Here is a 23,883-nt window from a genome sequence, read left to right as displayed (position 1 = left end):
AAGGATGAAATTATGACATTGAATCAACAATCCACAAAGTCAGACACTGTGAAGATAATTGAATTTTAACAATTTCACTCTGTTATTACTGCCAACGTGATCTCAAGCTGACTATCAAGTAAGCAGAATAGGCTAAGTCTAAATAAAACGTTACACTACAGCAACAATAATGCTACAGAAACCCAAGGATGGTTCGATGATAGATAATGCAGTAACTCCTAATCATCAATTTGATGTCATTGTTATTGGTAGTGGTCCTGGAGGTGAAGGTGCCGCTATGGGCTTAACGAAAGCGGGACTGAATGTAGCCATCATTGAACGTGAATCCAGTGTTGGCGGTGGCTGTACACACTGGGGAACCATTCCTTCTAAATCGCTGCGTCATGCGGTCAGTCGTATTATCGAGTTCAACCATAACCCGCTATATTGTAAAAACAACATGACTCTTCACAGTACTTTTAGCCAAATACTCGGTCATGCCGCAGAAGTGGTCAGCAAACAAACTCGCATGCGCCAAGGATTCTATGACCGTAACCATTGTCATCTTATTTACGGACAAGCCCAATTTATCGATAGTCATACCGTTCAGGTGACACAAGCTGATGGTCGTATAGAACGCTATCAAGCACAAAAGTTTGTTATCGCAACAGGTTCTCGTCCTTATCATCCAGAACATGTCGATTTTAGCCATCCTCGAATCTATGACAGTGATTCCATTTTGCAGCTCCAACATGATCCTCGCCATATTATTATTTATGGCGCAGGAGTTATCGGATGTGAATATGCTTCAATCTTCCGAGGGCTTGGCGTAAAAGTCGATCTGATAAATACTCGTGATCGTCTGTTGGAATTTCTCGACAATGAAGTCTCCGACTCGCTCTCCTACCACTTAACCAATCACGGTGCGATGATCCGCAATGGGGAGGTATTTGAAACGATAGATGGGCACAACGATGGGGTAATTGTTCATTTGCAATCGGGTAAGAAAATGCAAGCCGACTGTATCCTTTATGCTAATGGACGAACGGGGAACACCGATACTCTTAACCTTGAAGCAATAGGGCTCAAGGCCAATTCGCGTGGTCAATTGAATGTCGATAAGACCTACCAAACCGAAGCCGACCACATTTACGCAGTCGGCGATGTGATTGGTTATCCAAGCCTTGCCAGTGCCGCTTATGATCAAGGTCGTTTTGTGGCCCAAATTATTGCTAAAGGTGAAGCTCAAAACCAACTGATCACTGATATCCCAACGGGAATTTATACCATTCCAGAAATCAGCTCAGTTGGAAAAACAGAGCAAGAGTTAACCGCAGAGAAAATTCCATATGAAGTGGGTCGTTCTCAATTTAAACATTTAGCGCGTGCTCAAATAGCCGGAACTGAGGTGGGAAGTCTTAAGATCCTATTTCATCGTGAAACCAAAGCGATCCTCGGGATCCATTGCTTTGGTGAACGAGCAGCAGAGATCATTCATATCGGACAAGCGATCATGGAACAAAAAGGGGCAGGCAATACGATTGAATATTTTGCCAATACTACATTTAACTATCCAACAATGGCAGAAGCATATCGCGTAGCAGCGCTAAATGGTTTAAATCGTCTGTTCTAGCGGTGTTCATTAATAATCGCCCTCATCATTGCCAAAACAGAATAAAAACAAAGCCGATTAGGTTTAGGCTAATCGGCTTCATTGTTTACTGCTTTTGTTACTGAGGCATACGATCATCAGGAACAAGAATCTGAGACCATGGCAAATGCGTGTCGCCAAGCGTAATAAAGTTGGGGTTTTCTAGTGTCTCTCGCAAATTATAGGTTAACGGTTCAATGTGAGTATTCACTATACATCCTCCCGCCTCTTCAACAATACATTGTGTCGCAGCCGTATCCCATTCCCCAGTAGGACCTAAGCGTAAATAACAGTCGGCCTTACCTTCAGCAACAAGACATGCTTTTAATGATGCAGACCCTAATGGCAATAACTCCAATTGATAACGAGCACCTAATCGTTCAACAATCGTTTCTTGTTTCTGACGACGGCTGATCGCAACAGAGAGTGAATGAGTATCTACTGACAATTTGCGAGTCTGTATTTGCTGAAGCTCACCACTCGGTAATAGCTTAAATGCCCCTTGACCACGAGAAGCGTAATACGTCACTTGTGACATTGGAGCATATACGACTCCCATTACGGGTTGATGGTTTTCAATCAATGCAATGATAGTCGCAAAATCACCACTTCCTGCGATAAATTCTTGAGTACCATCAAGCGGGTCTATTAGCCAATAGCGAGACCATTGACTACGAACACTCAGAGGAACTTTAGTATCTTCTTCAGATAATACCGGAATGTCTGGTGTTAATGCTTGCAGGCGTTCAACCACTAATTGATGGGCCGCTAAATCAGCACTGGTGACGGGTGTATCATCCTGCTTTATCATCTGCTCAAACTGACCTTGTTGATAAATATCAGCAATCAGTTGACCGGACGCTTTAGCAATATCAATCACTTGTGGTAATAAAGTCGTCATCATTACTGTTCCTCCTTTGCGGCTAAATATTGAAGAGCCAAAAAGAGTGCGGTAATGCTGCGAGCTTCAGCAAAATCAACGTGATGAACTAACTCTTCAGCTTGCGATAGTGGCCAGCGAACAATCTCCAATGGCTCAGGCTCATCTCCGACCAATTGCTCAGGGTAGAGATCTTCGGCAACAAATAATGTCATTTTGCTAGAAAAATAAGAAGGAGCTAGAACAACTTGTTTTAAGGGTGTTAGTACATGAGCACCAAAACCGATCTCTTCTTTTAATTCACGATTTGCCGCTGATAAAGCACTTTCCTCTAAATCAACCAACCCTTTGGGAAAGCCTAATTCATAGCGCTCAGTACCCGCTGAATATTCACGAATTAACAGTAGATCACCTTGAGCTGTCACAGGAACAATGAGTACAGCTTCGCGCCCACTTGGCTGCATACGCTCATACGTTCGCTCTTCACCATTACTGAATTTAAGATCCAGCGACTCAACGGTAAACAATCGAGATTTTGCTACCACTTGGCTTGATAGAATTTCTGGTTTCGTATTTTTTGCCATACTCATTCTCTACTGTGTTCATGTACTGCGAGCAAAAGAGCTTAGTTATAAGCGACCTTGCTGATTAATTCTATACTGCCCTTTGCTATCGGGATTGCCAAGCCATTTCAGCTGAGAACCTAATGCGGTTGGGAAGTTAGCTCCCGGTTTAAACCAACCTGATACTTGATAGTTCTGGCGTTGATCCAAAGTGGCACTCCACTCACTACTTACATCGGCAGAACTCTGTTTAACGCTGGCTTGAAGATTACCTTTAACGCAACGCAGATCCGCTTTAGCTTGTCCTAACGCCAGATCTCCCATTGGAGTTCCGACTTTAGGCTGACTCCAAGTCAGCGTCCCAGTTAAACTTTTACAGTAAGGTACCGCAAATTGATACTCTTGTAATGCTAGCTCTAAATGCCCAGTTGCGGTTAAAGGAATAGGCAACTTAGCGTAATTTAAGGCTTGTTGTGCAGGTAATGAGACCATTAACTGTTTAGCATAAGGACCACCAGATAGCGTATATCCCACTTCACCTCGGCCTCGCAGCGCCATATCACTACCTTGACCGAAACGAACATCGGCACTGACTTTGGCAGTTAAAAGATCGAGTACATTTACGTCCCAATACACCTGACCAAAAGATTGCTGCTGCCAACTGACTTTATCGGCACGGCCTTGCCATACAGTCCCTGAAATCCCCGTTACCGTTAATCCTGGTACCGCAGGCGCTTGCTGCCAGACCCAACTTGCCGGAATATGAGCAATCGCACTGGCAATAAAAACAGCACCAAATGATACGCCTAGGGCTAATTTAAATTTCACGTTAACTTCGTCCTAATTGCAATCGGTTCACTTCAACGGTTCCATCTCGCTCACCTTTCGTAACATCAATAAACTGCACATCAATACCATATTGCTCTTGCAGTACAGTAAGCCAGTTTACTAAAGCATTAAACGGTAATGGTTTAACCCACACTTGTAGCGCACTATCATTATCACGAGGCTGCATACGGATCAGCTCAATTTTATAGCGTGATGTCGTTTCGTTCACAACTTGGCTTAAACCTTTGTCACTAACGGCAACCGCGCCACCTGCTTGCTTATATGCTGCAATCTGATTGGCTTTTGTTTGCACCCAAGACAATAGCTGACGCTGAGAATTTAGGTTTCGCTCAGCCATCTCGGCACGCTGAGTCATTGGTTGCCAGATCCCCCAATATAAGACAGCAAGTAGACAAGCACCTCCGGCACCCATCACTAATCGCTGCTCACGTTGGCTTAAGGATTTCCACCATGCTTTCATCCGTGTCTCCTTAGTACAAAGGCACCATTTACTCGGCCATCTTCTTTACTTAATTGGCCTTGCTCAACCGTAAAATCTTTTGCTAATAACGTACGCAATTTTTCAAAATGTTGGAAATCGGTTGAATTTGCCTGAATACGCAGCTCACCGCGTTTTTGATCGTATTTGAAATTGGTGAACTGCATCTGTGGCACTTGTTTTAACATAGGTTGCAGTTCAAGAAGCCAAGTCAACAAACCTTGCCGTTGTTCGCCTCCCATACTCGCAACGGCACGCTTCATCTGATTACGTAGATAACTTTGCGATGGAATACGTTTAAATTGCGGTAACACCTGACGGAAAATGCGCTCACTCTCAGTACGATAGGCTTGAGCTTGATTTTCCATCTGATTCACCGCAATCACATGTTCAGCTACCAATGCGGTCAAGACTAAACCTGCTGCAATAGCCACTTTTCGCCATGGTAGTAAGTGCTTACGCCAAGCTGCTTGTGGCTTATACGCGCCAGATAATAAATTAAGCTTTGAGCTCTCAGCACCTTGAGCCAGCAACTGCATCACCAGCTCTGGTGTTTCAGCTCGCCAACGACCCAACTGTACCTCAGGAGCTGGCGTATAATGGTGAATGATGACCTGAGATAAATCTTCATCCTGTGCTGCTATTGCTTCAGTGGTAGCAATAACTTCACCTTCAGCAGCACTCTCTTCTGTTGATTCATCTTGCTCATCTTTCGTTAAAACAATTGGCGCTTTTTGTGCACTTAGCCATGCATCTAACCAGCTGATCTCAACATTAATTCCCAACGTCTCTGATTGGCGAATTAACCACTGTTGTTCTAGCTGTGCAGCACTATAACCATCATTAAATAGAGGCAAACATAAACTATCAGGTAATAACTTACGTACTTCAATATGGTGTTGTTTGAGTTGCTCTAACCAATAAGCCATTTTGCTATGTTCGACGACAGCAACACTGGCAATATCGTTATCGCGCTTTAACAGTTGAACATGTAAAGATTCAACATCTTGTGCCAACTCTTCTTCAAGTAAATACGGTAAAACAGCACTTAATTGACGACTACTACCCGCAGGAATTGTTACTTGAGTAAGCAACATTTCACTGGTCGGCACAACTACATACACGGGGCGTTGTGCTGCATATTCCGTGAGATCACCTAAATGTGAACTGTCTGGCAATTGACCCGATGCGATCACTTCCCGTTCTGTTGGCGACCAGACCAGCCATTGCACCGGACTGGTACTTTGGCTACTCAGCCTTATCGTCAGAAATTCGCTCACGGATTCCTCCATATTGGCGACGAACAACCGTCACCTTATTTTTATCATCTCGTTTTAATAAGCTGACCAAACGCATACGCATGCGATCAACGTTGATTTCAGCATCTAGCTGAAAATAATGGCTGGTCACATCTAAATGCGCTTTGGCCTTTTTAACTGTATCTTGGCTAACCGATTTAATTACCGATTCAGCAAGGAAATCTTCCACTTTATCCCAACCATTATAGGGGCGATCTGCAATAAGTTTTTCAGCATCGCTCACCGATAAATTTGGTGCAAACATCGCGGCAAGAAGAGGTGCATCGCGTTTATCTAGCGTATTCACGTTAAGTTTAAATTCAGTGGTGGGAAGCGCACATAAAAGCGGTGAAACTTCATTATAAATCTTCGCTGTCACACCATTTACAGCACGAAACTCAGTCACATTAGCAAGCAAACTGTCGGGCGGTAAATAAGCAGGGCTTAACCCAGCATAAGTGCTGTCTTCAGCACCAGTAGCCGATTGAACGGCATCATCACTATCAACAAACTCCCAACTCGAATCAGCAATAGTTTCAGCCGCATAGCTCTCTACCCCAGAGTCTTCTAATAAGGTTTGTAGCACTCCAACCAAATAAGGTTTCTTACCGTCGGTCGTAGATTTCACTTTTGCTAAGGCATTTAAATTAAAGCAAGCTTGGCGATCGATAATGGTGCCGGTAACATCGCCATTATCTAATGGATAAGTCCGATCTTTGGTTGCCCATGGCTGGTTCAGCGTTGCGGTATCACTGTCTTTTAAACTCTGTTCAATTGCCACTTTGGCCAATGCTTCAATACCGAAACCATACCAATAGGTTTGCTGATGTAGAATTTGGCTTTCAACTCGATAAAAATTCTTTTGTAACCGCTCGGTCATTTGACTAGCAATTAAACTCATTAAGGCAACAAGAAGCAGTACCACAATGAGCGCAACACCTTGCTGCTTTTTCATTAGGACTCCGCCTTATTCTGCTCATTCTCAAGCTCTGCTTTTGGTAACACAAACACTCGGTCTATATCACCAAAGTCTTTCAGTTTTAACGTAACTTTAATCCCTTCGGGTAATTTACCTTCACTGTCCCAATTTTTTATCCAACGTTTATCGGTATAAAATTCCAACTTCATCTCAGTGACATTGGGTAAAATCACTTTCACTAGAGGTTCAGTGCCAGCGGTATTATCTGGATAACGAAACCAAACACGCTCCAAGTTATCATCCACAATACGATAACCAACTTTCGTTACATCGCCGCGAGGGAACATCGCTTCTGGATTTTGCCAACCATCGCGAACAAACAGAATACCTTGGCTTGATGAATCAAGAAGATACTCCCCCGATTCCACCAATTTTTTACTCGGTTCTTCATCGTTAGAACGGGTTTGTCGGGCAACAATTTGGCTAAAATCATTCCCCATAATAATCATCGCTCGCTGAATCTCACTAATACGCTGATTATGCTCTTGTGATTGCACATTGCTGCGTTGTACGCCATTTAGCACCTGATACGCAGATAAACTCAACATGGCAAAAACACCAATGGCAACTAACACTTCGAGTAAGGTAAAGCCCTTGTTTCGAGCTGAATGTAGGTTATTTATTCGCGACATAAGTTCTAACTGTTAATACGGAATATTTTTGTTGTTTGTCGGTTGCAACGGAGACATCCACTGCTTTTAAATAACCATCGGCAGTTTTGGTCGATTTAATGGTCCAATACCACTCTCGTCCGGCTAATTCGGATTTTCCTCGCTTAGTACTGCTTGGGATCTCACCGCTTAACTGCAACTGCGCCAGTTGATTATCAGCAACCATTGATGCAAACGTCTTTTCTTCTAGATAGCTCACCGTATTTAAATGCTGACTGACCGCTTTCATAATACTTAGAGCCGCAACCGCAAAGATTGCCAATGCCACCAGCACTTCTAATAACGTAAATCCCCGTTGCTGACTCATTTTTTTATCTCTAGCTCTTGCCCTGGCTCTAGCAATTTCACATCGCCAATTTCCGTTGCGACAACACGCCAATATTGATGCTCGCCACTGGTCTCAAAACTCACCGTAAATGGGGTGATTTCACCACTGGCCATCACCACTATTTGCGGTGGCTTGCGCTTTTTCTCATCAGGATCTTTTTCAAATAGATCCTCTTGAGAAAACAGTTTATCTTGCTTAAACAACCGATCTTTTTTCTGCCATTCGCCCCCTTTTTCATACACTAAGGTGATGGCTTTCGGCGTTTCTACTTGATTGTAATATTTTGTTTTTTCTTTTATTTCTTGCCAACCATCTTGGGTTAGCTCAACAAAATGATAACGATGTGCTGAAACATCAATGCCATAATCACGTCCAGTCAACATCGCATCTTCACTCAGTAATTGGCTGAGTTGATAGAAGCGTACAGCCTCGTTTTTAGCTTCATCATTCTGATTTTTAGGCATAGTCATAATGACGGCGACCGAACTTAATGCCAGTAACACCATCACCAGCATAATCTCAATCAGGGTAAAGCCTGCTGCACGCTTCAAACTCATAACAATTTACTTTTTATAATCCAGCATGTTCCAGTTACCGATATCAGTATTGATACCTTCACCGCCTTCTTGACCATCAGCACCTAGGCTAAAGATATCAACAGCACCGTGCTCACCTGGGGCAACGTATTGGTAGTCATTACCCCAAGGGTCTTGCGGTAAACGCTTAATGTAGCCACCTTCTCGGTAGTTACGAGGCTCAGGAGAAGAAGATGGTTTTGATACTAGAGCTTCTAAACCCTGATCGGTCGTTGGGTAGACACTGTTATCCAACTTATACATATCCAGAGATTGCTCAAGCGCACTAATATCTGTTACTACTTTTTGCTGATCGGCTTTCTCTTTGTTACCAAGCAAGTTAGGGACAACTAAGCTTGCTAGAACACCCAAAATCACGATAACGACCATGACTTCAAGTAAGGTAAAACCACGTTGTTTCTGTTGCATTTCTGCTTTCTCCATAAATACAGTTACATTCCAACCATGTTATTTAATTCAATGATTGGCATTAAGGTTGCGATCACAATAAACATAACGATACCCGCCATTGCCACAATCAATAGCGGTTCAAAGACACCCAGCGCCATGTTTACCAAAGATTCAAAATCTCGGTCTTGGTTATCGGCAGCACGAGTTAACATCTGCTCCAATTCGCCACTGCGTTCACCACTGGCGATCATATGCAGCATCATTGGCGGGAAAAGCTTACTCTGCTCTAGAGACAAACGTAAACTTACCCCTTCGCGAACTTTGTCGGAAGCCTCAAGAATTTTTTGATGAACATAAGTATTGGTCATAACATCAGACGCTACTTTCATACCATCTAACAGTGGAATTGCACTTGAAGTACAAATTGATAGCGTTCGAGCAAAACGGGAAGTACTTAAACCGCGAGCCACTTTACCGATCACAGGCAGGTGCAACACAGTACGATCCCACTTTAGGCGAAAGCTCGGCTTCTTTAGCGCATACTTCACCCCAAAGACCACAACTGCAATCACCACCAGTACTAGAAGTCCCCAATGCTGAACAAAATTACTGGCTGCTAACAAAACTTCAGTAATCGTTGGCAGTGGCTGACCAGTACGCACAAATTGATCAACAATTTTAGGTACCACGGTCGCAAGCAAAAATGACACGACCGAAATGGCAATCAACGTCAGCATGGTTGGATAAATCATCGCTTGCTGTAACTTACTGCGCATTTGCTGGCGATTTTCCGCATAATCGGCCAAACGATTTAACACCGCATCAAGATGGCCTGATTTTTCGCCAGCCGCCACCATAGCGCGAAACAGCTGGTCAAAAATATGAGGGAATTCGGCCATGCTGTCAGCTAAGGTGTAGCCTTCAACCACACGAGAGCGTACCGCTAACAAAATATTTTTTAGCCTTGGCTTTTCATTTTGTTCGGCAACGGCTTTTAAACACTCTTCAAGTGGCATGGATGCTTGTACTAACGTTGCAATCTGACGGGTGATCAATGCCAATTCATTGGTGCTGATACCGCGACGAAAATGAAAGCTGAGCCCCGAACTCTTTTTACTTTGCGCTTGGGTTTGGGTCACTTCCAGCGGCACCATCCCCTTTTCACGCAATAATTGACGTACTTGGCGAGCGGTATCGCCTTCCATTACCCCTTTCTTCTGTCGTCCTTTGCTGTCGAGTGCTTTATATTCAAACGCCGCCATTTACCCTTCCTTTGTTACTCGCATCACTTCTTCTAACGTTGTGATACCAGCGCGCACTTTACTCAAACCATCAGCTCGAATGCTTGGTGTGGTATGGCGGATATATTGTTCAATTGCTTGCTCACCCGCTTCCGCATGAATCAACTCTTGCACTTTATCATCTACCAATAACAGCTCGTGGATACCAGTACGACCACGGTATCCCTTGCCATTACAGTGCTCACAACCACACGGACGATACAGTGTTAACTCTTCTTGCTCAGAGAGACCAAACAGTTTTTTCTGTTCATTATCGGCTAGATAAGGCTCTCGACACTGCTGACATAAGGTTCGAATCAGACGTTGTGCCAATACCCCTAAAAGTGATGATGAAATCAAAAATGGTTCAATACCCATATCGCGTAAACGAGTGATAGCACCCACTGCAGTATTGGTGTGCAGCGTTGACAATACCATGTGACCTGTCAATGAAGCTTGAACCGCAATCGCAGCCGTTTCTAAATCACGGATCTCACCAATCATTACCACATCAGGGTCTTGACGAAGAATCGCACGCAAGCCACGAGCAAAGGTCATATCCACTTTGCTATTAACTTGAGTTTGACCGATACCATCAATATCAAATTCAATCGGATCTTCAACGGTCAAAATATTACGATCTGGGCTATTAAGCTCCTGCAAACCAGCATACAAAGTGGTGGATTTACCGGAACCTGTAGGGCCCGTCACCAGAATAATGCCGTGAGGTCGTTGGATGATCTTACTAAAATTGGTATGAATACTTGGAGTCATACCTAAACTGTGAAGATCCAATCGCGTAGCATTTTTATCAAGCAAACGCAGTACAACGCGCTCGCCATGAGAAGATGGCATAGTCGATACACGCACATCCACTGCACGGCCACCGATACGTAAGGAGATACGACCATCTTGTGGTACACGTTTTTCAGCAATATCCAGTTTTGCCATAACCTTAATACGAGAGACTAACAGCGGCGCTAATTTACGGCTTGGCTGGAGCACTTCACGTAACACACCATCGACGCGGAAACGAATAGACAGCACTTTTTCAAAGGTTTCAATGTGGATATCCGAAGCCGACTCTTTGATCGCTTCAGCTAACATGGCATTAATCAGTTTAATGATAGGTGCATCATCTTCCGACTCTAACAAGTCTTCTGTTTCAGGTAATTCTTCAGCCAGAGAGAAAAAGTCATCGGAATCTGAACCCAGATCTTCCATTAACTGACGAGCTTCTGATGAGTCTCGCTGATAACTTTCGGTCAGCTTCTGCTCAAAGTCTTCAGCGGTGAGTTCAACCGCCATAAAACTTGATTCTGTGACTCGACGAATTTCAGCCAGTACAGCAGCCGATAATGGGCTGCTATAGAATAGGTGTAACCCTTGCTCGTTATACTCAAGCACCACTTTATGACGCTTAGCAAACGAGAAAGGTAACCGGGTTAGGCTCGGCAATGGATGATCGACAGAAGGTGTCAAATCCATTATTTATGCTCCAATTGAGAAACAAAGGCGCGAACTTCTGCTGGCAGATCCATATCATCACCATATCTTGGTAATACAGGCTTATCTTTATCCAGTAGACGCATGCCTTTCTCTGCTTCGTATAACTGTTGGGCACGAATGTAGTTGTATTTACGTTGCGTAATACCGTCAGCTGTCATGCCATCACGGATAATGGTTGGCTTAATAAAGATAAGTAGATTGGTCTTAACCGTTTCATTGTTGGTTGAACGGAATAGCGAACCTAAAACAGGAATATCACCTAGAATTGGCACTTTAGATTCAGACTCTAACGCCTTCTCCTGCATCATGCCTCCAAGCGCAATCATGCTGCCGTCTTTTACTAATACTGCTGTATTTAGCTCTCGCTTATCAAAACGAATATCAACTGCACCTTGAGCATCTGCAACTTGAGAAACAACCTGCTTAATATCCAGTTTTACAGAATCGCCTTCGTTAATCTGTGGCGTTACCGTTAATTGAATACCAACATCTTTACGCTCAACCGTTGTAAATGGGTTGTCGTTGTTAGAACTTGACGTTGAACCCGTTTGAACAGGAACCTCTTGACCAACAGAAAGCTCTGCTTCTTGGTTATCAAGTACCGTAATACTCGGCGTTGAAAGTACATTTGCATTACGATTTGTGCGCACCGCATTTACTAGTGCAGTCCAGTCTCCCATGGCAATAGCAACAGCAGTACCGTTCACCCCACCAAGCAGTTTTGCTAACGATGAGTAATCACCTGATTCCTTAGTTTCGTAAGTGTATGGCTTACCATCAGAGTCATAGCGAGTTTCAACTTTGGTCTGATCTTCGGCTTCTTTTTTCGCCACCATGTAGCTACCGATACCCACAGGCGAGTTACCATACTGAATAATACCGCCATCTTCGGAGCCCCATTGCACACCAAAGTTCAGGCCATCACCTTCTTGAACTTCCACAATCATGGCTTCAATATGAACCTGAGCACGACGAATATCGAGCTGACTAATAATATCTTTTAACTTACGCATTAGATCTGGCGGCGCAGAGATAACCAGTGAGTTCGTGCCTTTATCAGCATTAATACTCACCTCATTTTTACTGCTAGAAGCAGACTTGGCCTGACCACCTTCTTTAGCCTGCAAATTCTCAGAAATGCCAGTTAGGGTTTCTAACAGATCTTCGGCTTTAGCGTACTTAAGATAAATAACTTGGTTATCATCTCGAGTGGCCATTTCACGGTCAAGCTGATGAATAAGGGTCTTAAGGCGAGCTCGAACTTTAGGATCACCTGAAATTAAAACTGAATTGGTGCGATCATCAGCAACCACTTTAGGAACCAAAAATTCAGGTACTGACTTATCAGCACTCTTATTTAACGATTCAACAATACGTACCATTTCAGAGGCTGAGGCGTTGTTCAGAGAAACAATAGTGACATCTTTATTACCAGCACGGTCAACACGCTCAATGATTTCAGCTAAGCGATTTACCACCGCAGCTCGGCCCGTAATCATAATGATATTAGCCGGATCATAGTGAACCACGTTACCGGCACCTGCATTATCATTGAGCTGACGTAGCAACGGAGAAAGCTCACGTACAGAGACATTTTTTACCGCAATAACCCGAGTAACGACTTCATCGCCGTAGGTTTTACTGTCTGAGCCAACCACTGGAATCGCTGACGTTTTCGCATCTTTACTACGAATGACCTTAAGCACACCATCAGGCATTGTTACGACAGCATAACCGTACACTTCCAGCACATTAAGGAAAAAGCTGTAATACTGTTTATCGTTTAATAGATCGTAACTGCGGACATTAACTTGCCCACGTACCGATGGATCAACAATGATGGTTTTTTGTAAATTACGTCCAACCACATTAATAAATTCTTGAATATCGGTACTCTTAAAACTAGCGCTATATTCACTCGCCAGTGCAGAGCTGCAGAGCAGGCTACTGGCTAACCACACTGCGCTCTTACTCACTAACTTTCTCACAAAAAACTCCTGCGTATTCGCATGTCTCATAAGCTACAATCATTGCAACTCAATATAGATATCGTGTAGTTGGCCATCACGCTCAACACCTAGTGTAAAGCTTGATGCCTGTGATAATTCCGACCATAACTTGGTCATGACCGTAGGATCAGTTAGATCATTGCCATTTAGAGTGACAGCAAGATCATTTGGCTCCAAACCAACCTCATCAAACAGAATCTTATTCTTACCTGGATTCACTCGGTATCCCATCAACTTGCCATCATTTTTAACCTGTGACAGGCGGATATAACTGAACAAGTTCTGTGGGTTTTTCATTATTTCGGCTTTAATTTTTTCAAGCTCACCAGATGAACTTGATGACTGAGTAGTTACAGGAGCCGTAGGTTGTGTTGCTGTTGATGTTTTTGAGAACTTAACACCATCAAGCATTAATGTTTCATCGCTGCCGCTATTGCGAATAATAACGCGATCAGAGTACACAGCTTGTAATGTTGCCCGAGTCCCTTTAATCGCTTCATTTAAGCCATAGGTATTTTGCTTACCTTGATTGGTAATAATGGCTAACGCTTTCTCTGGGTTAGAACTGGCAACGACACCGTTGAGGGTTAAATTCAATCGTGTTTCAGGTGCATCTTGCTTAACTGGTGTTGCCACAGGTTGAGCTGATTGCTGGTAAAGACCAAATAAGTTCATAGCAATTAGGTCAGCAACTGGGAATTTCTGCTGTTGGCCAACAGATTGTGTCTGACTAGGCTGCCAAGAGGTGACAGTTTCTGTAGGTTGGATAACAGTCCAGAGTAATCGACCCAAAATCCAACCAAACCAAATCACCAACAGCAAAGTAACTATTTGTGCCACTTTAGCTATAGGCATAGGAGAGTGCATTTTAAATTGATTTAACTGTTTGAAAACAACCATGATTTGATCCATTTTTGCGATGAAACGCTATTGTACGCTTATCACCATTAATTCACCTAGAGTTATGAACAGAAAGGTGCATAACAACTCATATAATTTAGGTTGAGCGAGAAAAGTCTAGAAAAAAAGCTAAATTCGTCCATTGTTCTACGATGAAATGATAAAAACCAACTTTTTCTCGTATCTACGATTGAAATTTAGGGGCAAGATCACCATTTAGTAGAGAGACAGAAAGCATTAAGCTTAAACTGATACATACACGACAATAATCCCATAGAGTTATTAAGGATTCTTATGAGTCGACAAACTCCCTCAGTAGAGGACGCCGTCCGTCTTGATAAATGGCTATGGGCGGCTCGTTTCTATAAAACACGCTCTATCGCACGTTCAATGATTGAAGGCGGTAAAGTGCAATACAATGGTCAGCGCTCTAAGCCAAGTAAGATCGTTGAAGTTGGAGCTGAAATTAAATTACGCCAAGGTAACGATGAAAAAACCGTTACCATAGAAAAAATTTCAGCGGCGCGTCGTGGCGCTCCTGAAGCACAAACTTTATATCAGGAAACCGACAGCAGTATTGAGCAACGAGAACGTAATGCTCAGTTACGTAAACTAAATGCTCTCGGAAGCCCAAGTCCTGAAAAGCGACCAGATAAAAAACAACGTCGCGATATAATTAAATTTAAGAACGTTAATAACTAGCGCTATTAGAGTTGATATCGATTATAAAGTTCAGCGGCAAAAGCAGGTGTTATCATCCATTTGCTCTACAATACATAATCGAGCACAGCGCTGTTACTAAGATCCCTTGCCGGAGAAAAAACAATGACAACTGATAATCTTTACCGCTACCTATTTGATGGTGTGTCCGTTCGTGGAGAACTGGTTCAATTAGGCGACACTTACCAACAAATCATTGCTAGCAAAGAGTATCCAGCACCGATTCAAAACCTATTAGGTGAACTATTGGTTGCCACTAGCCTACTCACTGCAACCTTAAAGTTTGAAGGTTCTATCACAGTCCAGCTACAAGGTGATGGTCCTGTTAGTCTTGCGGTAATTAACGGCGATCACGATCAAAAATTACGTGGTGTTGCTCGTTTTGAAGGTGAAATTCCTGCAACTAACAATATCCATGAGCTAATGGGTAAAGGCTATTTAGTTATCACTATCACTCCAACTAAGGGTGAGCGTTACCAAGGTGTGGTTGGTCTTGAAGGCGATACACTTGCAGAATGTTTAGAAAGCTACTTTAAAAATTCAGAGCAGTTAAAGACTCGAATCCTGTTACGTACTGGTGAATTTGAAGGTCAAGCCAAAGCGGCTGGTATGTTGCTACAGATCCTACCGGATGAACAAGGTAATGAAGGTGATTTTGAACATCTAGAAGCGCTAACCGAAACAGTTAAAGATGAAGAACTGTTCGGTTTAGATGCACAAGATGTTCTATACCGTTTATACCACCAAGAAGAAGTGAAATTGTTTGAACCACAACCAGTAAGCTTCTTCTGTGGTTGTTCTCGTGAGCGTAGTGCATCAGCTATTCGTTCTATTGATCGTGCAGAAGTAGATGCGATTGTGGCTCAAGAAGGTAAAGTATCTCTACACTGTGATTACTGTGGTACTAGCTACGATTTTGACAGTATTGATGTGGCGAACCTATTTGAAAATGGTCAAAACACCAATAACGAACAAGTGCATTAATTAATTCGTCTCACGATAAAAGCACCCTAATGTATTGCTTAAATAGCCAGATTCGTTCTGGCTATTTTTTTATTTCTAGCCCGAAAACTCCCCATTTAGACGCAAAATTGCTGCCAACACTGCACTTCTTTTAACCAAAATATTAATTTTTGGATCTAGCGCAATCGTTTTACATATGTGTAAACTAACCACCCCAACAAATATTAAGACTTTTACTTAACCTTAACATTTGAATGGTTATTTTTTGATAAAGCTCCCTGATTTACCTCGTTAGGGTTGTTAGCATGGTCAACAGTTAAACAACATCTTACCCAAGGAGCACCTATGACTACTATGGACGTCGAAAAAAAGGTTGCAATAAATATGGATTTATCTCAATACGGTATCAAAAATGTTACAGAGGTGGTTCGTAACCCTTCTTACGAAATGTTGTTCGAAGAAGAAACCAAACCAGGTCTGGAAGGATATGAAAAAGGTGTCGTAACTGAGCTAGGGGCAGTTGCAGTAGATACTGGTATCTTTACTGGTCGTTCGCCAAAAGATAAGTTTATCGTAAAAGATGACACCACTCGCGACACGATGTGGTGGGCTGATCAAGGTACGAACGATAACAAAGCATTAGGCCAAGAAGCTTGGAATGATCTAAAAGCTCTTGTTACTGATCAGTTATCTGGTAAGCGTCTATTTGTAGTTGACGGTTATTGTGGTGCAAACCCAGATACTCGTTTATGCATTCGAGTTATTACTGAAGTTGCATGGCAAGCTCACTTTGTGAAGAACATGTTCATCCGTCCAACCGAAGCTGAGCTTGAAGATTTTGAGCCAGATTTTGTTATCATGAACGGCTCTAAGTGCACCAACCCTAAATGGGAAGAGCACGGTATGAACTCTGAAAACTTCACCGTGTTTAATCTTAGCGAAAAGATGCAGTTAATTGGTGGTACTTGGTACGGCGGTGAAATGAAGAAAGGTATGTTCGCCATGATGAACTACTTCCTACCGCTACGAGATATTGCTTCTATGCACTGCTCTGCCAATATGGGCGAAAATGGCGATGTGGCTGTCTTCTTCGGCCTATCAGGCACAGGTAAAACAACACTTTCAACCGATCCAAAACGAGCACTAATCGGTGATGACGAACACGGTTGGGACGACCACGGCGTGTTCAACTTTGAAGGCGGTTGTTACGCTAAAACAATTAACCTATCAAAAGAAGCTGAGCCAGATATCTACAATGCCATCCGTCGTGACGCTCTACTTGAAAACGTAACCGTACGTGGCGATGGCTCTATCGACTTTAATGACGGCTCGAAAACAGAAAATACTCGTGTTTCTTACCCGATTTACCACATCGATAATATCGTTAAGCCAGTATCTAAAGGCGGTCATGCTAATAAAGTGATCTTCCTATCTGCTGACGCATTCGGTGTTCTACCTCCAGTATCAAAACTGACTCCAGAACAAACCAAGTATCACTTCCTATCTGGCTTTACCGCGAAACTGGCAGGTACTGAACGTGGTATTACCGAACCAACGCCAACATTCTCTGCTTGTTTTGGTAATGCGTTCCTAACTCTGCATCCAACCAAGTATGCAGAAGTCTTAGTTAAGCGTATGGAAGCTGCAGGTGCAGAAGCGTATCTAGTTAATACGGGCTGGAATGGCACGGGCAAACGTATTTCGATTCAAGATACTCGCGGCATTATTGATGCAATCCTTGATGGCTCTATCGATAAAGCGCAAACCAAGCATATCCCTATCTTCAACCTAGAAGTTCCAACAGCGCTTCCAGGTGTTGATAGCAACATTCTTGACCCTCGTGATACTTATACAGACCCTCTACAGTGGGAAAGCAAAGCAAAAGACTTAGCTGAGCGCTTTGTTAATAACTTTGATAAGTACACAGATACAACTGAAGGTGCAAATCTAGTTGCAGCAGGTCCTCAGCTCGACTAATTGTTCACTCTAGTCTATTAAGCCTTCGTCTTGTGGCGAAGGCTTTTTTATTGTCTAAAACGACTAACAGCTCAACTATTTATGTGTTCTGTTCATCCATTACTTAAATGTTGAGAGAATAATCAAAGTAGGTGTAATACAATCAGATAAAGCAGCAGCAATAAGGAAGTGTTTATGCGTATATTAGCGAAATGGGTTGTCACATTGATAATCTTGTTACTATTGCTTATTACCGTAACTCTCGCTCTGCTGCAAAGCCAGTTTGCGACTCCGATTATCAATCGATTGGCCACATACTCACCGTATCCAATCCAATTTCAACAAGTCAGCTACTCACTTAAGCAGCCTTGGCACATGACCTTTATTGGCCCTTCATGGTCAGGCTCAGAGCAAACAAGACCCATAGCTCAGCGCGTTGAACTATGGTGGTCGGCCAATCTTACCCACCCTCGTCAGTTTGATTCGGTGCTAGTCGCAGGTATTCACTACAGAGAGCCAAGTCAATTCACTTTGCCTGCATTTGCCACCAAGCGCCTAGCTTTAACTGACGTTTCACTGCTCACCCCCAACTTTGTGATGGAAAATGGCAAGATTGAGCTCAATAACTGGCACTCATCTGCTCAATATCCGTGGTGGCAAAGCTTTCAGGGCGAATTTATTGTCAGTGCAGATCGCATTGATTACCACCACCAAGAGTTGAATCAGCTACTTATAAATGGCCGTCATAGTACGACCGATAAATGGCTTTTTGATGGTCTCTCTTTCACTTGGCAACATGCACAAGTCAGTGGCCAGGCCATTTATCATCCACAAGAAAAACGCCTTACCTTAGCTCAATTCACGGTACAAGGGTTACAACTACAACAAGACTCGGTCTTACACTCTCTCAATGACACCCTCAAGCCATATATCAACACATTAGACATTGAGCGTTTTGACCTATTAGAGAGCAGTGTAGAACTAAAACAACTGACCGCAAATGGCGTCAACCTCTCGTTGGAAAATATCACTTGGCCCAAAAATCTCTGGCAACAGCAGGGGCAAATATCCCTTAGCGCCAACAATATTCAATGGCAACACATCACCTTTGATAATCCAATCCTCGATATGCAGTTGCAACCCAATCAGCTCATTATCTCTGGCTTATCAAGTCAGCTTTTATCTGGCTATATCAATTTAAATGGCACTATCACACCAACGACCTTATCGCTTAAAAAAGTCATTATCAATGGTATAAAATGGATATTACCGAATGGCTGGCTAACTCAATTTCAACAATTTAACCTGCCATGGCAACAGATCGAAATTCAACATCTGGATACCTCTAACCTGCTACTCACGAGTACCGATCCTGATTGGTTAATACAAATGGCTGGGCTGGATATCACCGGAGATAAACTAACTTGGCACCATAAGGATTTTTGGCAACTATGGCAGGGCGAGCTAGCAGTTAGCAGCAGTTTTAGCAGTATAAATCAAATCATACTCAACGATCCTATTATGGAAATGAGCAGTGATCAGGGGAACTGGCAACTTAAGCGGGTAGTTTTACCGTTTAAAGATGGTTTATTACGCGCCACAGGAAAAATAGAACTTAGCCAATCAGGTCGGCCATGGCAGCTGTCGATAAATGGTGATTCTGTACCAACCCGCTTACTTCATGCTTGGCTGAAACTACCATTACCTATAACTGGAGTAATGGATAATCAAATTCAACTACACGGTTTAAGCTCAGATAAAGCGGCCTTAGATTACAGTCTCAGTGGTCATATCTATACCCAATGGCGTGATAATCAGTTTATCGCTGGTGCTCAGCAATATTTTCAAGACTGGCAACAAGCTCAATGGCAGCCAAAAGCAATGGCTAAGATCACCAAAGATACAAAACCGCACGCCATTGATATTGCGCCTTTACAGCTACAATTAAATCGCGGTATTGCCTCTGTCTCTCCATGGCACTGGCAAAACCCATCCCTAAGTGGGACTCTTACTGGACAGTGGGATTTCACCCAAAGAGAAACCGACTTACAGCTCAACCTTATTCAAGATTGCCAGCAACTGAATCGTCACTGGCGACAGGATAAATCTCAAGTAACAACAGCATCATCTTGTACTGGAAGCAATAAGTAGGTTCCAGTAAACGTCGAAGCTAATGTGTCGCCCCCATATACAGTAACCTCAACGGTAATTTTAGTCTTACGTCCTTTAGCTAAGCGATCAAAATTACCTTCAACTTGCTCAACCGAGGTTATGGCTCGAGGACGTTCAGCAATCGGGTTGTGATAACGGATATGACTATCAACTAACACAATGTTGGCAGCAAATTTGTGCTCCTTTAATAACATCCAAAGGAAGCCCCATCCAGCCAATGTCGCCATCGTAAAAATACTGCCTGCAAACATAAATTCATTAGGGTTTAAATTAGCATGAAACAGGGCACCAACTTCAAATCGATAGCCAGTATATTGATGAATGCGAATCCCCATTTTATCGCTTATGGGGATCTGGTTAAGCCACAATTGCTGGAGCTCTTGACACCAATCAGGATGACGGACGACATCAGACAAGGCTTCTAGTTGTTTAAGCATTTGTTGGTGGCGCACAGGCCCACGCTCATCACTAAGCTCACCTTGACTAACAAAACCATTACGAACATAAAATGGAATGGCATCTTCACGGGCATTACACACCAATCGTTTCGCTCCTTCTTGGCGTGCTAACCCCTCAAGAGCCATTAATATTACAGCTCCCATACCGCGATGGCGAAAATCAGGACGGACTGCCATATAGCGAATTTGGCCATCATTATCAGCGGTCATATACAAACGACCGATCGCAATAACCTCTCCGGCATCAGTTAAAATCATTCGGTGACAACTTAAATCGTCATAAGCATCGCGCTCTGAGCCGATAGGAAGTTGCCAAGGTTCGCGCAGCATTTGCCAACGAAAATGAAAATATAGCTTAAGTTCTTGCTCTGATTGTGGCGTGACTAAACGAAACATGAAATCCCTCTCTCGTCGTCCTTTAGCAGTAAATGTGAACTAGACTTGCAACCAGAAAGTTACCGGCCCATCGTTAACCAGTGCCACTTTCATATCTGCAGCAAAGATCCCTGTTTCTGTTTGAATTTCTTTATCCTTACAACATTGGACAAAATACTCATACATACGTTCCGCATCAACAGGTGCTGCACCAGATGAGAAGCTTGGGCGCATACCACTTTTGGTGTCTGCGGCTAACGTAAACTGCGACACAACCAACACACTACCACCAGCTTGCTGCACATTAAGGTTCATTTTTCCTTGCTCGTCCTCAAAGACACGGTAGCCTAAAACTTTATCTCGTAAACGTTGAGCTTTGGCTTCATCGTCCCCTTTTTCGACCCCAAGTAGGACTAATAGCCCTTTACCTATGGCGCCTGTTACTTGGCCATCGACAGTCACACTGGCTTCTGTAACTCGTTGAATAAGCGCTATCATAATTTATCCTTTGTGGTCGTTTCGATAATGGAGTCAGGCTCTGATTGTGCCTCAACTTGCGTAAAATCCCAATGCTTTCGCTCACCAAGACTGGCTGTAATCTCCGCTCCTAGTAACACAATACACCAGCATAGATACACCCAAACAAATAAAATCGGAATCACAGCCAAGGCGCCATAAATAACCTGATAAGACGGAAAATTAGTGATGTATAGCGCAAACCCTTTCTTACTTAATTCAAACAGTAAACTGGCACATCCAGCGCCAATCACCGCATGATGAAAGCGTACTTTGGTATTGGGAACTAAGAGATACAGGCCAAGAAAAGCCATGGTCGACATCATCACTGGCAACCAACGCAGCGATTGTTGCAACAAGCCATTTACGGCATCACTGCCCATAATATTCAAAGAACCCAAGTAGGAGCTTACAGCAAGACTTGAGCCAACTAATATCGGGCCTAAGGTTAACACCATCCAATAGATAGAAAACGAGATCACAGGACGACGTTTTTCGCTAACTCGCCAAATATAGTTCAAGGCGGTATCAATTGATGAGATCAACATCATTGCCACCACAAACAGCGCTCCGATACCTACCGCGGTCATTTTGCCGGCATTAGCAACAAACTGATTCAGATAGGTCTTTACCACCTCTCCTGCTGCCGGAACAAAATTCTCAATGACAAAATTTTGTAGCACCTCTCCTAAGCCTTGAAAAACGGGAAAACTCGATAATGCCGATAGCACAACCGTAATAAGGGGAACTAAAGATAAGAGAGTGACATAAGCCATTGAACCTGCGGTTACGGTTAAGCGATCATGGTTAATTCGCTGAAATAGGTAGCGAAAATAGGCAAAAGTCATGGATATTCGAGTTGTGAAATGCAACTTGTTACTGGATTTGTTGTCAGCCATAAACGGAAAACTTTTTCTTAATTGTTTGTCAAAACTTGGCATTATCATGGTCACACTGCGCTTTGATGCACGCAAACCAAGATAAGTTGAGTATAATAAGTGTAATAAAAAATATTTACTGCTCTGTCGTGATTATTCAGCAAAAGAATAACAGTACAGAGTTTATCAGTCAGTCTTGTTAGGAGTTATCAATGCGTTATTTGCTCGCACTCTTTTTAACCTTCAGCACCCTTGCCACAACCGGTTGTCAAAGTGCTTATTATTCAGCGATGGAACAAGTCGGCGTGCATAAACGTGACATCATGGTTGATCGAGTAGAAAGCGCCAATGAAGCTCAGCAAGATGCACAAAAGCAGTTCACCAGCGCGCTAGATGCATTAAAAGCACTGCACAAATTTGATGGTGGTGAGCTTGAAGCAGCTTATAACAACATCAATGATCAGTACCAAGCGAGCGAAGATGCGGTAGAAAATGTCAATGACCGTATCGATGCTATTGAGAATGTTGCTGAAGCTCTGTTTGCTGAATGGCAAGATGAATTATCACTCTATAAAAGTGCCACTTTACGCCGAGACAGTGAGCGAAAATTAAGTGCAACAAAAGCGCAATACAAAAAAATGATTGCCTCTATGCACCGAGCAGAGAAAAAAATGGAGCCAGTTTTAGATACCTTACGTGACAATACGCTATACCTAAAACATAACCTCAACGCTGCAGCTATTGGTTCTCTACAAGGTGAATTCAATTCACTACAACGTGAGATTCAACAGGCAATCCGTGATATGAACGCAGCAATTGCCGAATCTAACCGCTTTATCTCTCATCTGAAAAAAGCGTAAGTCACTTAAGTGATTCCAATCCTAAACGGGCCAGTATCCACTCGGCCCGTTTTTTTATCTCTCCCCAAGGAACCTCAACCACCTGATAGCCTAATTGCTGATAGGTTGCCACCAATTGTTGATGAATAACCATCGCTTCAGCAAAGGTATGAGGACGTTCACTGTCTTGCTGATAAATTTCCTGCTTTGGCGTAAACATAAAAACTTGAGGGTAATATCCAGAGCAAGCACGTTTCAGTTCTACAGAGATCGCTTGGTTACCAAGAGCTAAATACGCACAGATATCCCCCATTGCTCGATCACAAAATGCCCAGGGTTGCTGTGTTGCCGCTCTCTTTTGCTCGCTCATCATAGCAAAGCAGAGATCAGCAAAACGAGGCAAATCCGTCCAAGGTAAAATACCGTTATCATGCTGACTTTGCTCAATAATTAAATGGCGCGAAGCCTCTTCAAACGTCAGCCAACCTTGTTGAGCAAGCCAATTAATAACCGACGTTTTTCCCGATCCAGGTCCTCCCGTTAGGATCACACAGCCTGTCATATCATTTCCCTATCTTTCCCATTTTTTCGCCACTTTATTACCATAATTATCAAACTTTGATTCTAGTCTCTTCACATTGAGTTA

Annotated in this window: 24 protein-coding genes; 6 read left to right on the top strand and 18 right to left on the bottom strand. The window is 43.1% G+C overall.

Translation table 11 applies throughout. The annotated features are described in order from the left end of the window. Positions 1-196: 196 nt before the first annotated feature. Positions 197-1,612 carry a Si-specific NAD(P)(+) transhydrogenase gene (sthA, locus tag WAX86_RS00970; protein WP_341489000.1) on the top strand — a complete coding sequence of 472 codons (1,416 nt, stop codon included), beginning with the start codon at positions 197-199 and terminating at the stop codon, positions 1,610-1,612. 97 nt (positions 1,613-1,709) lie between these two features. Here the strand turns inward: sthA and cysQ are convergent, their stop codons facing one another. Genes cysQ through gspC form a run of 14 tightly spaced genes read right to left on the bottom strand, consistent with a single transcriptional unit; the run spans position 1,710 to position 14,360 of the window. After that, positions 1,710-2,534, bottom strand: coding sequence for a 3'(2'),5'-bisphosphate nucleotidase CysQ (gene cysQ / locus WAX86_RS00965; RefSeq protein WP_341488999.1), 825 nt, complete (start codon positions 2,532-2,534; stop codon positions 1,710-1,712). Then, complete coding sequence (gene nudE, locus WAX86_RS00960) at positions 2,534-3,094, bottom strand: ADP compounds hydrolase NudE (protein WP_138241397.1); 561 nt, start codon at positions 3,092-3,094, stop codon at positions 2,534-2,536. The genes cysQ and nudE overlap by 1 nt, the downstream gene beginning before the upstream one ends. Positions 3,095-3,139: 45 nt before the next feature. Next, positions 3,140-3,901, bottom strand: coding sequence for a type II secretion system protein N (locus WAX86_RS00955; protein WP_341488998.1), 762 nt, complete (start codon positions 3,899-3,901; stop codon positions 3,140-3,142). Position 3,902: 1 nt separating this feature from the next. After that, positions 3,903-4,382 (bottom strand): type II secretion system protein M, encoded by a 480-nt coding sequence (locus WAX86_RS00950; RefSeq protein WP_036764559.1) that lies wholly within the window; start codon positions 4,380-4,382, stop codon positions 3,903-3,905. Then, positions 4,379-5,680, bottom strand: coding sequence for a type II secretion system protein GspL (gspL, locus tag WAX86_RS00945; protein ID WP_341488997.1), 1,302 nt, complete (start codon positions 5,678-5,680; stop codon positions 4,379-4,381). The genes WAX86_RS00950 and gspL overlap by 4 nt, the downstream gene beginning before the upstream one ends. Then, positions 5,649-6,653 (bottom strand): type II secretion system minor pseudopilin GspK, encoded by a 1,005-nt coding sequence (gspK, locus tag WAX86_RS00940; protein ID WP_068968272.1) that lies wholly within the window; start codon positions 6,651-6,653, stop codon positions 5,649-5,651. Before gspK ends, gspL begins: the two co-directional genes overlap by 32 nt. After that, a complete protein-coding gene (gene gspJ, locus WAX86_RS00935) occupies positions 6,653-7,309 on the bottom strand; it encodes a type II secretion system minor pseudopilin GspJ (RefSeq protein ID WP_068968271.1) in 657 nt (218 codons plus the stop codon). Before gspJ ends, gspK begins: the two co-directional genes overlap by 1 nt. Then, positions 7,293-7,655, bottom strand: a complete 363-nt coding sequence (gspI, locus tag WAX86_RS00930; protein WP_036764561.1) for a type II secretion system minor pseudopilin GspI — start codon at positions 7,653-7,655, stop codon at positions 7,293-7,295. The genes gspJ and gspI overlap by 17 nt, the downstream gene beginning before the upstream one ends. Next, the gene (gspH, locus tag WAX86_RS00925) at positions 7,652-8,233 is read right to left on the bottom strand and encodes a type II secretion system minor pseudopilin GspH (protein ID WP_005301914.1); all 582 of its coding nucleotides are present in this window, start codon (positions 8,231-8,233) and stop codon (positions 7,652-7,654) included. The genes gspI and gspH overlap by 4 nt, the downstream gene beginning before the upstream one ends. 6 nt (positions 8,234-8,239) lie before the next feature. Then, a complete protein-coding gene (gene gspG / locus WAX86_RS00920; protein ID WP_036764563.1) occupies positions 8,240-8,680 on the bottom strand; it encodes a type II secretion system major pseudopilin GspG in 441 nt (146 codons plus the stop codon). Between the two features lie 23 nt (positions 8,681-8,703). Further along, positions 8,704-9,924, bottom strand: a complete 1,221-nt coding sequence (gene gspF / locus WAX86_RS00915; RefSeq protein ID WP_068945638.1) for a type II secretion system inner membrane protein GspF — start codon at positions 9,922-9,924, stop codon at positions 8,704-8,706. Then, positions 9,925-11,430 (bottom strand): type II secretion system ATPase GspE, encoded by a 1,506-nt coding sequence (gspE, locus tag WAX86_RS00910; protein ID WP_005301927.1) that lies wholly within the window; start codon positions 11,428-11,430, stop codon positions 9,925-9,927. Then, the gene (gene gspD, locus WAX86_RS00905; RefSeq protein WP_036764566.1) at positions 11,430-13,439 is read right to left on the bottom strand and encodes a type II secretion system secretin GspD; all 2,010 of its coding nucleotides are present in this window, start codon (positions 13,437-13,439) and stop codon (positions 11,430-11,432) included. Before gspD ends, gspE begins: the two co-directional genes overlap by 1 nt. 39 nt (positions 13,440-13,478) lie before the next feature. Then, positions 13,479-14,360 (bottom strand): type II secretion system protein GspC, encoded by an 882-nt coding sequence (gene gspC / locus WAX86_RS00900; RefSeq protein ID WP_341488996.1) that lies wholly within the window; start codon positions 14,358-14,360, stop codon positions 13,479-13,481. A gap of 294 nt (positions 14,361-14,654) precedes the next feature. Between gspC and hslR the strand changes: the two genes are divergently transcribed. From hslR to WAX86_RS00880, 4 genes are all read left to right on the top strand, one after another. Then, positions 14,655-15,062, top strand: coding sequence for a ribosome-associated heat shock protein Hsp15 (gene hslR / locus WAX86_RS00895; protein WP_005301936.1), 408 nt, complete (start codon positions 14,655-14,657; stop codon positions 15,060-15,062). Between the two features lie 123 nt (positions 15,063-15,185). Next, entirely contained in the window at positions 15,186-16,064 is an 879-nt protein-coding gene (gene hslO / locus WAX86_RS00890) for an Hsp33 family molecular chaperone HslO (RefSeq protein WP_341488995.1), read from the top strand. Between the two features lie 324 nt (positions 16,065-16,388). Then, positions 16,389-18,020, top strand: coding sequence for a phosphoenolpyruvate carboxykinase (ATP) (gene pckA / locus WAX86_RS00885; RefSeq protein WP_065170709.1), 1,632 nt, complete (start codon positions 16,389-16,391; stop codon positions 18,018-18,020). 174 nt (positions 18,021-18,194) lie between these two features. Continuing rightward, positions 18,195-20,150: an AsmA family protein gene (locus tag WAX86_RS00880; RefSeq protein ID WP_341488994.1), complete on the top strand. Its 1,956-nt coding sequence runs from the start codon at positions 18,195-18,197 to the stop codon at positions 20,148-20,150. Here the strand turns inward: WAX86_RS00880 and WAX86_RS00875 are convergent. Genes WAX86_RS00875 through WAX86_RS00865 form a run of 3 tightly spaced genes read right to left on the bottom strand, consistent with a single transcriptional unit; the run spans position 20,108 to position 22,419 of the window. Then, positions 20,108-21,025, bottom strand: a complete 918-nt coding sequence (locus WAX86_RS00875) for a bifunctional GNAT family N-acetyltransferase/hotdog fold thioesterase (protein WP_341488993.1) — start codon at positions 21,023-21,025, stop codon at positions 20,108-20,110. The genes WAX86_RS00880 and WAX86_RS00875 overlap by 43 nt on opposite strands. A gap of 39 nt (positions 21,026-21,064) precedes the next feature. After that, on the bottom strand, positions 21,065-21,502 hold the full coding sequence (dtd, locus tag WAX86_RS00870; protein ID WP_341488992.1) for a D-aminoacyl-tRNA deacylase: 438 nt from the start codon (positions 21,500-21,502) through the stop codon (positions 21,065-21,067). Next, on the bottom strand, positions 21,499-22,419 hold the full coding sequence (locus WAX86_RS00865) for a virulence factor BrkB family protein (protein ID WP_050787774.1): 921 nt from the start codon (positions 22,417-22,419) through the stop codon (positions 21,499-21,501). The genes dtd and WAX86_RS00865 overlap by 4 nt, the downstream gene beginning before the upstream one ends. Before the next feature lie 191 nt (positions 22,420-22,610). Here WAX86_RS00865 and WAX86_RS00860 point away from each other — a divergent pair, with 191 nt between their 5' ends. Then, on the top strand, positions 22,611-23,258 hold the full coding sequence (locus WAX86_RS00860) for a DUF2959 domain-containing protein (RefSeq protein WP_005301955.1): 648 nt from the start codon (positions 22,611-22,613) through the stop codon (positions 23,256-23,258). 1 nt (position 23,259) lies between these two features. Here WAX86_RS00860 and WAX86_RS00855 read toward each other — a convergent pair whose 3' ends face one another. Beyond that, positions 23,260-23,799, bottom strand: coding sequence for an AAA family ATPase (locus tag WAX86_RS00855; RefSeq protein ID WP_341488991.1), 540 nt, complete (start codon positions 23,797-23,799; stop codon positions 23,260-23,262). Between the last annotated feature and the right edge of the window lie 84 nt (positions 23,800-23,883).

Origin of the sequence: Photobacterium damselae subsp. damselae (assembly GCF_038086725.1) — a bacterium.
Classification (GTDB): Bacteria; Pseudomonadota; Gammaproteobacteria; order Enterobacterales; family Vibrionaceae; genus Photobacterium; species Photobacterium damselae.
The sequence above is the reverse complement of the archived record's forward strand: the minus strand, read 5'-3'. Positions and strand labels throughout refer to the sequence as shown.

Coding starts and splice junctions, on each gene's coding strand:
- sthA (WP_341489000.1), top strand. CDS start 197: ATGATAGATAATGCAGTAACTCCTAATCATCAATTTGATGTCATTGTT.
- cysQ (WP_341488999.1), bottom strand. CDS start 2,534: ATGATGACGACTTTATTACCACAAGTGATTGATATTGCTAAAGCGTCC.
- nudE (WP_138241397.1), bottom strand. CDS start 3,094: ATGGCAAAAAATACGAAACCAGAAATTCTATCAAGCCAAGTGGTAGCA.
- WAX86_RS00950 (WP_036764559.1), bottom strand. CDS start 4,382: ATGAAAGCATGGTGGAAATCCTTAAGCCAACGTGAGCAGCGATTAGTG.
- gspK (WP_068968272.1), bottom strand. CDS start 6,653: ATGAAAAAGCAGCAAGGTGTTGCGCTCATTGTGGTACTGCTTCTTGTT.
- gspJ (WP_068968271.1), bottom strand. CDS start 7,309: ATGTCGCGAATAAATAACCTACATTCAGCTCGAAACAAGGGCTTTACC.
- gspI (WP_036764561.1), bottom strand. CDS start 7,655: ATGAGTCAGCAACGGGGATTTACGTTATTAGAAGTGCTGGTGGCATTG.
- gspH (WP_005301914.1), bottom strand. CDS start 8,233: ATGAGTTTGAAGCGTGCAGCAGGCTTTACCCTGATTGAGATTATGCTG.
- gspG (WP_036764563.1), bottom strand. CDS start 8,680: ATGCAACAGAAACAACGTGGTTTTACCTTACTTGAAGTCATGGTCGTT.
- gspF (WP_068945638.1), bottom strand. CDS start 9,924: ATGGCGGCGTTTGAATATAAAGCACTCGACAGCAAAGGACGACAGAAG.
- gspE (WP_005301927.1), bottom strand. CDS start 11,430: ATGGATTTGACACCTTCTGTCGATCATCCATTGCCGAGCCTAACCCGG.
- gspC (WP_341488996.1), bottom strand. CDS start 14,360: ATGGTTGTTTTCAAACAGTTAAATCAATTTAAAATGCACTCTCCTATG.
- hslR (WP_005301936.1), top strand. CDS start 14,655: ATGAGTCGACAAACTCCCTCAGTAGAGGACGCCGTCCGTCTTGATAAA.
- hslO (WP_341488995.1), top strand. CDS start 15,186: ATGACAACTGATAATCTTTACCGCTACCTATTTGATGGTGTGTCCGTT.
- pckA (WP_065170709.1), top strand. CDS start 16,389: ATGACTACTATGGACGTCGAAAAAAAGGTTGCAATAAATATGGATTTA.
- WAX86_RS00880 (WP_341488994.1), top strand. CDS start 18,195: ATGCGTATATTAGCGAAATGGGTTGTCACATTGATAATCTTGTTACTA.
- WAX86_RS00875 (WP_341488993.1), bottom strand. CDS start 21,025: ATGTTTCGTTTAGTCACGCCACAATCAGAGCAAGAACTTAAGCTATAT.
- dtd (WP_341488992.1), bottom strand. CDS start 21,502: ATGATAGCGCTTATTCAACGAGTTACAGAAGCCAGTGTGACTGTCGAT.
- WAX86_RS00865 (WP_050787774.1), bottom strand. CDS start 22,419: ATGGCTGACAACAAATCCAGTAACAAGTTGCATTTCACAACTCGAATA.
- WAX86_RS00860 (WP_005301955.1), top strand. CDS start 22,611: ATGCGTTATTTGCTCGCACTCTTTTTAACCTTCAGCACCCTTGCCACA.
- WAX86_RS00855 (WP_341488991.1), bottom strand. CDS start 23,799: ATGACAGGCTGTGTGATCCTAACGGGAGGACCTGGATCGGGAAAAACG.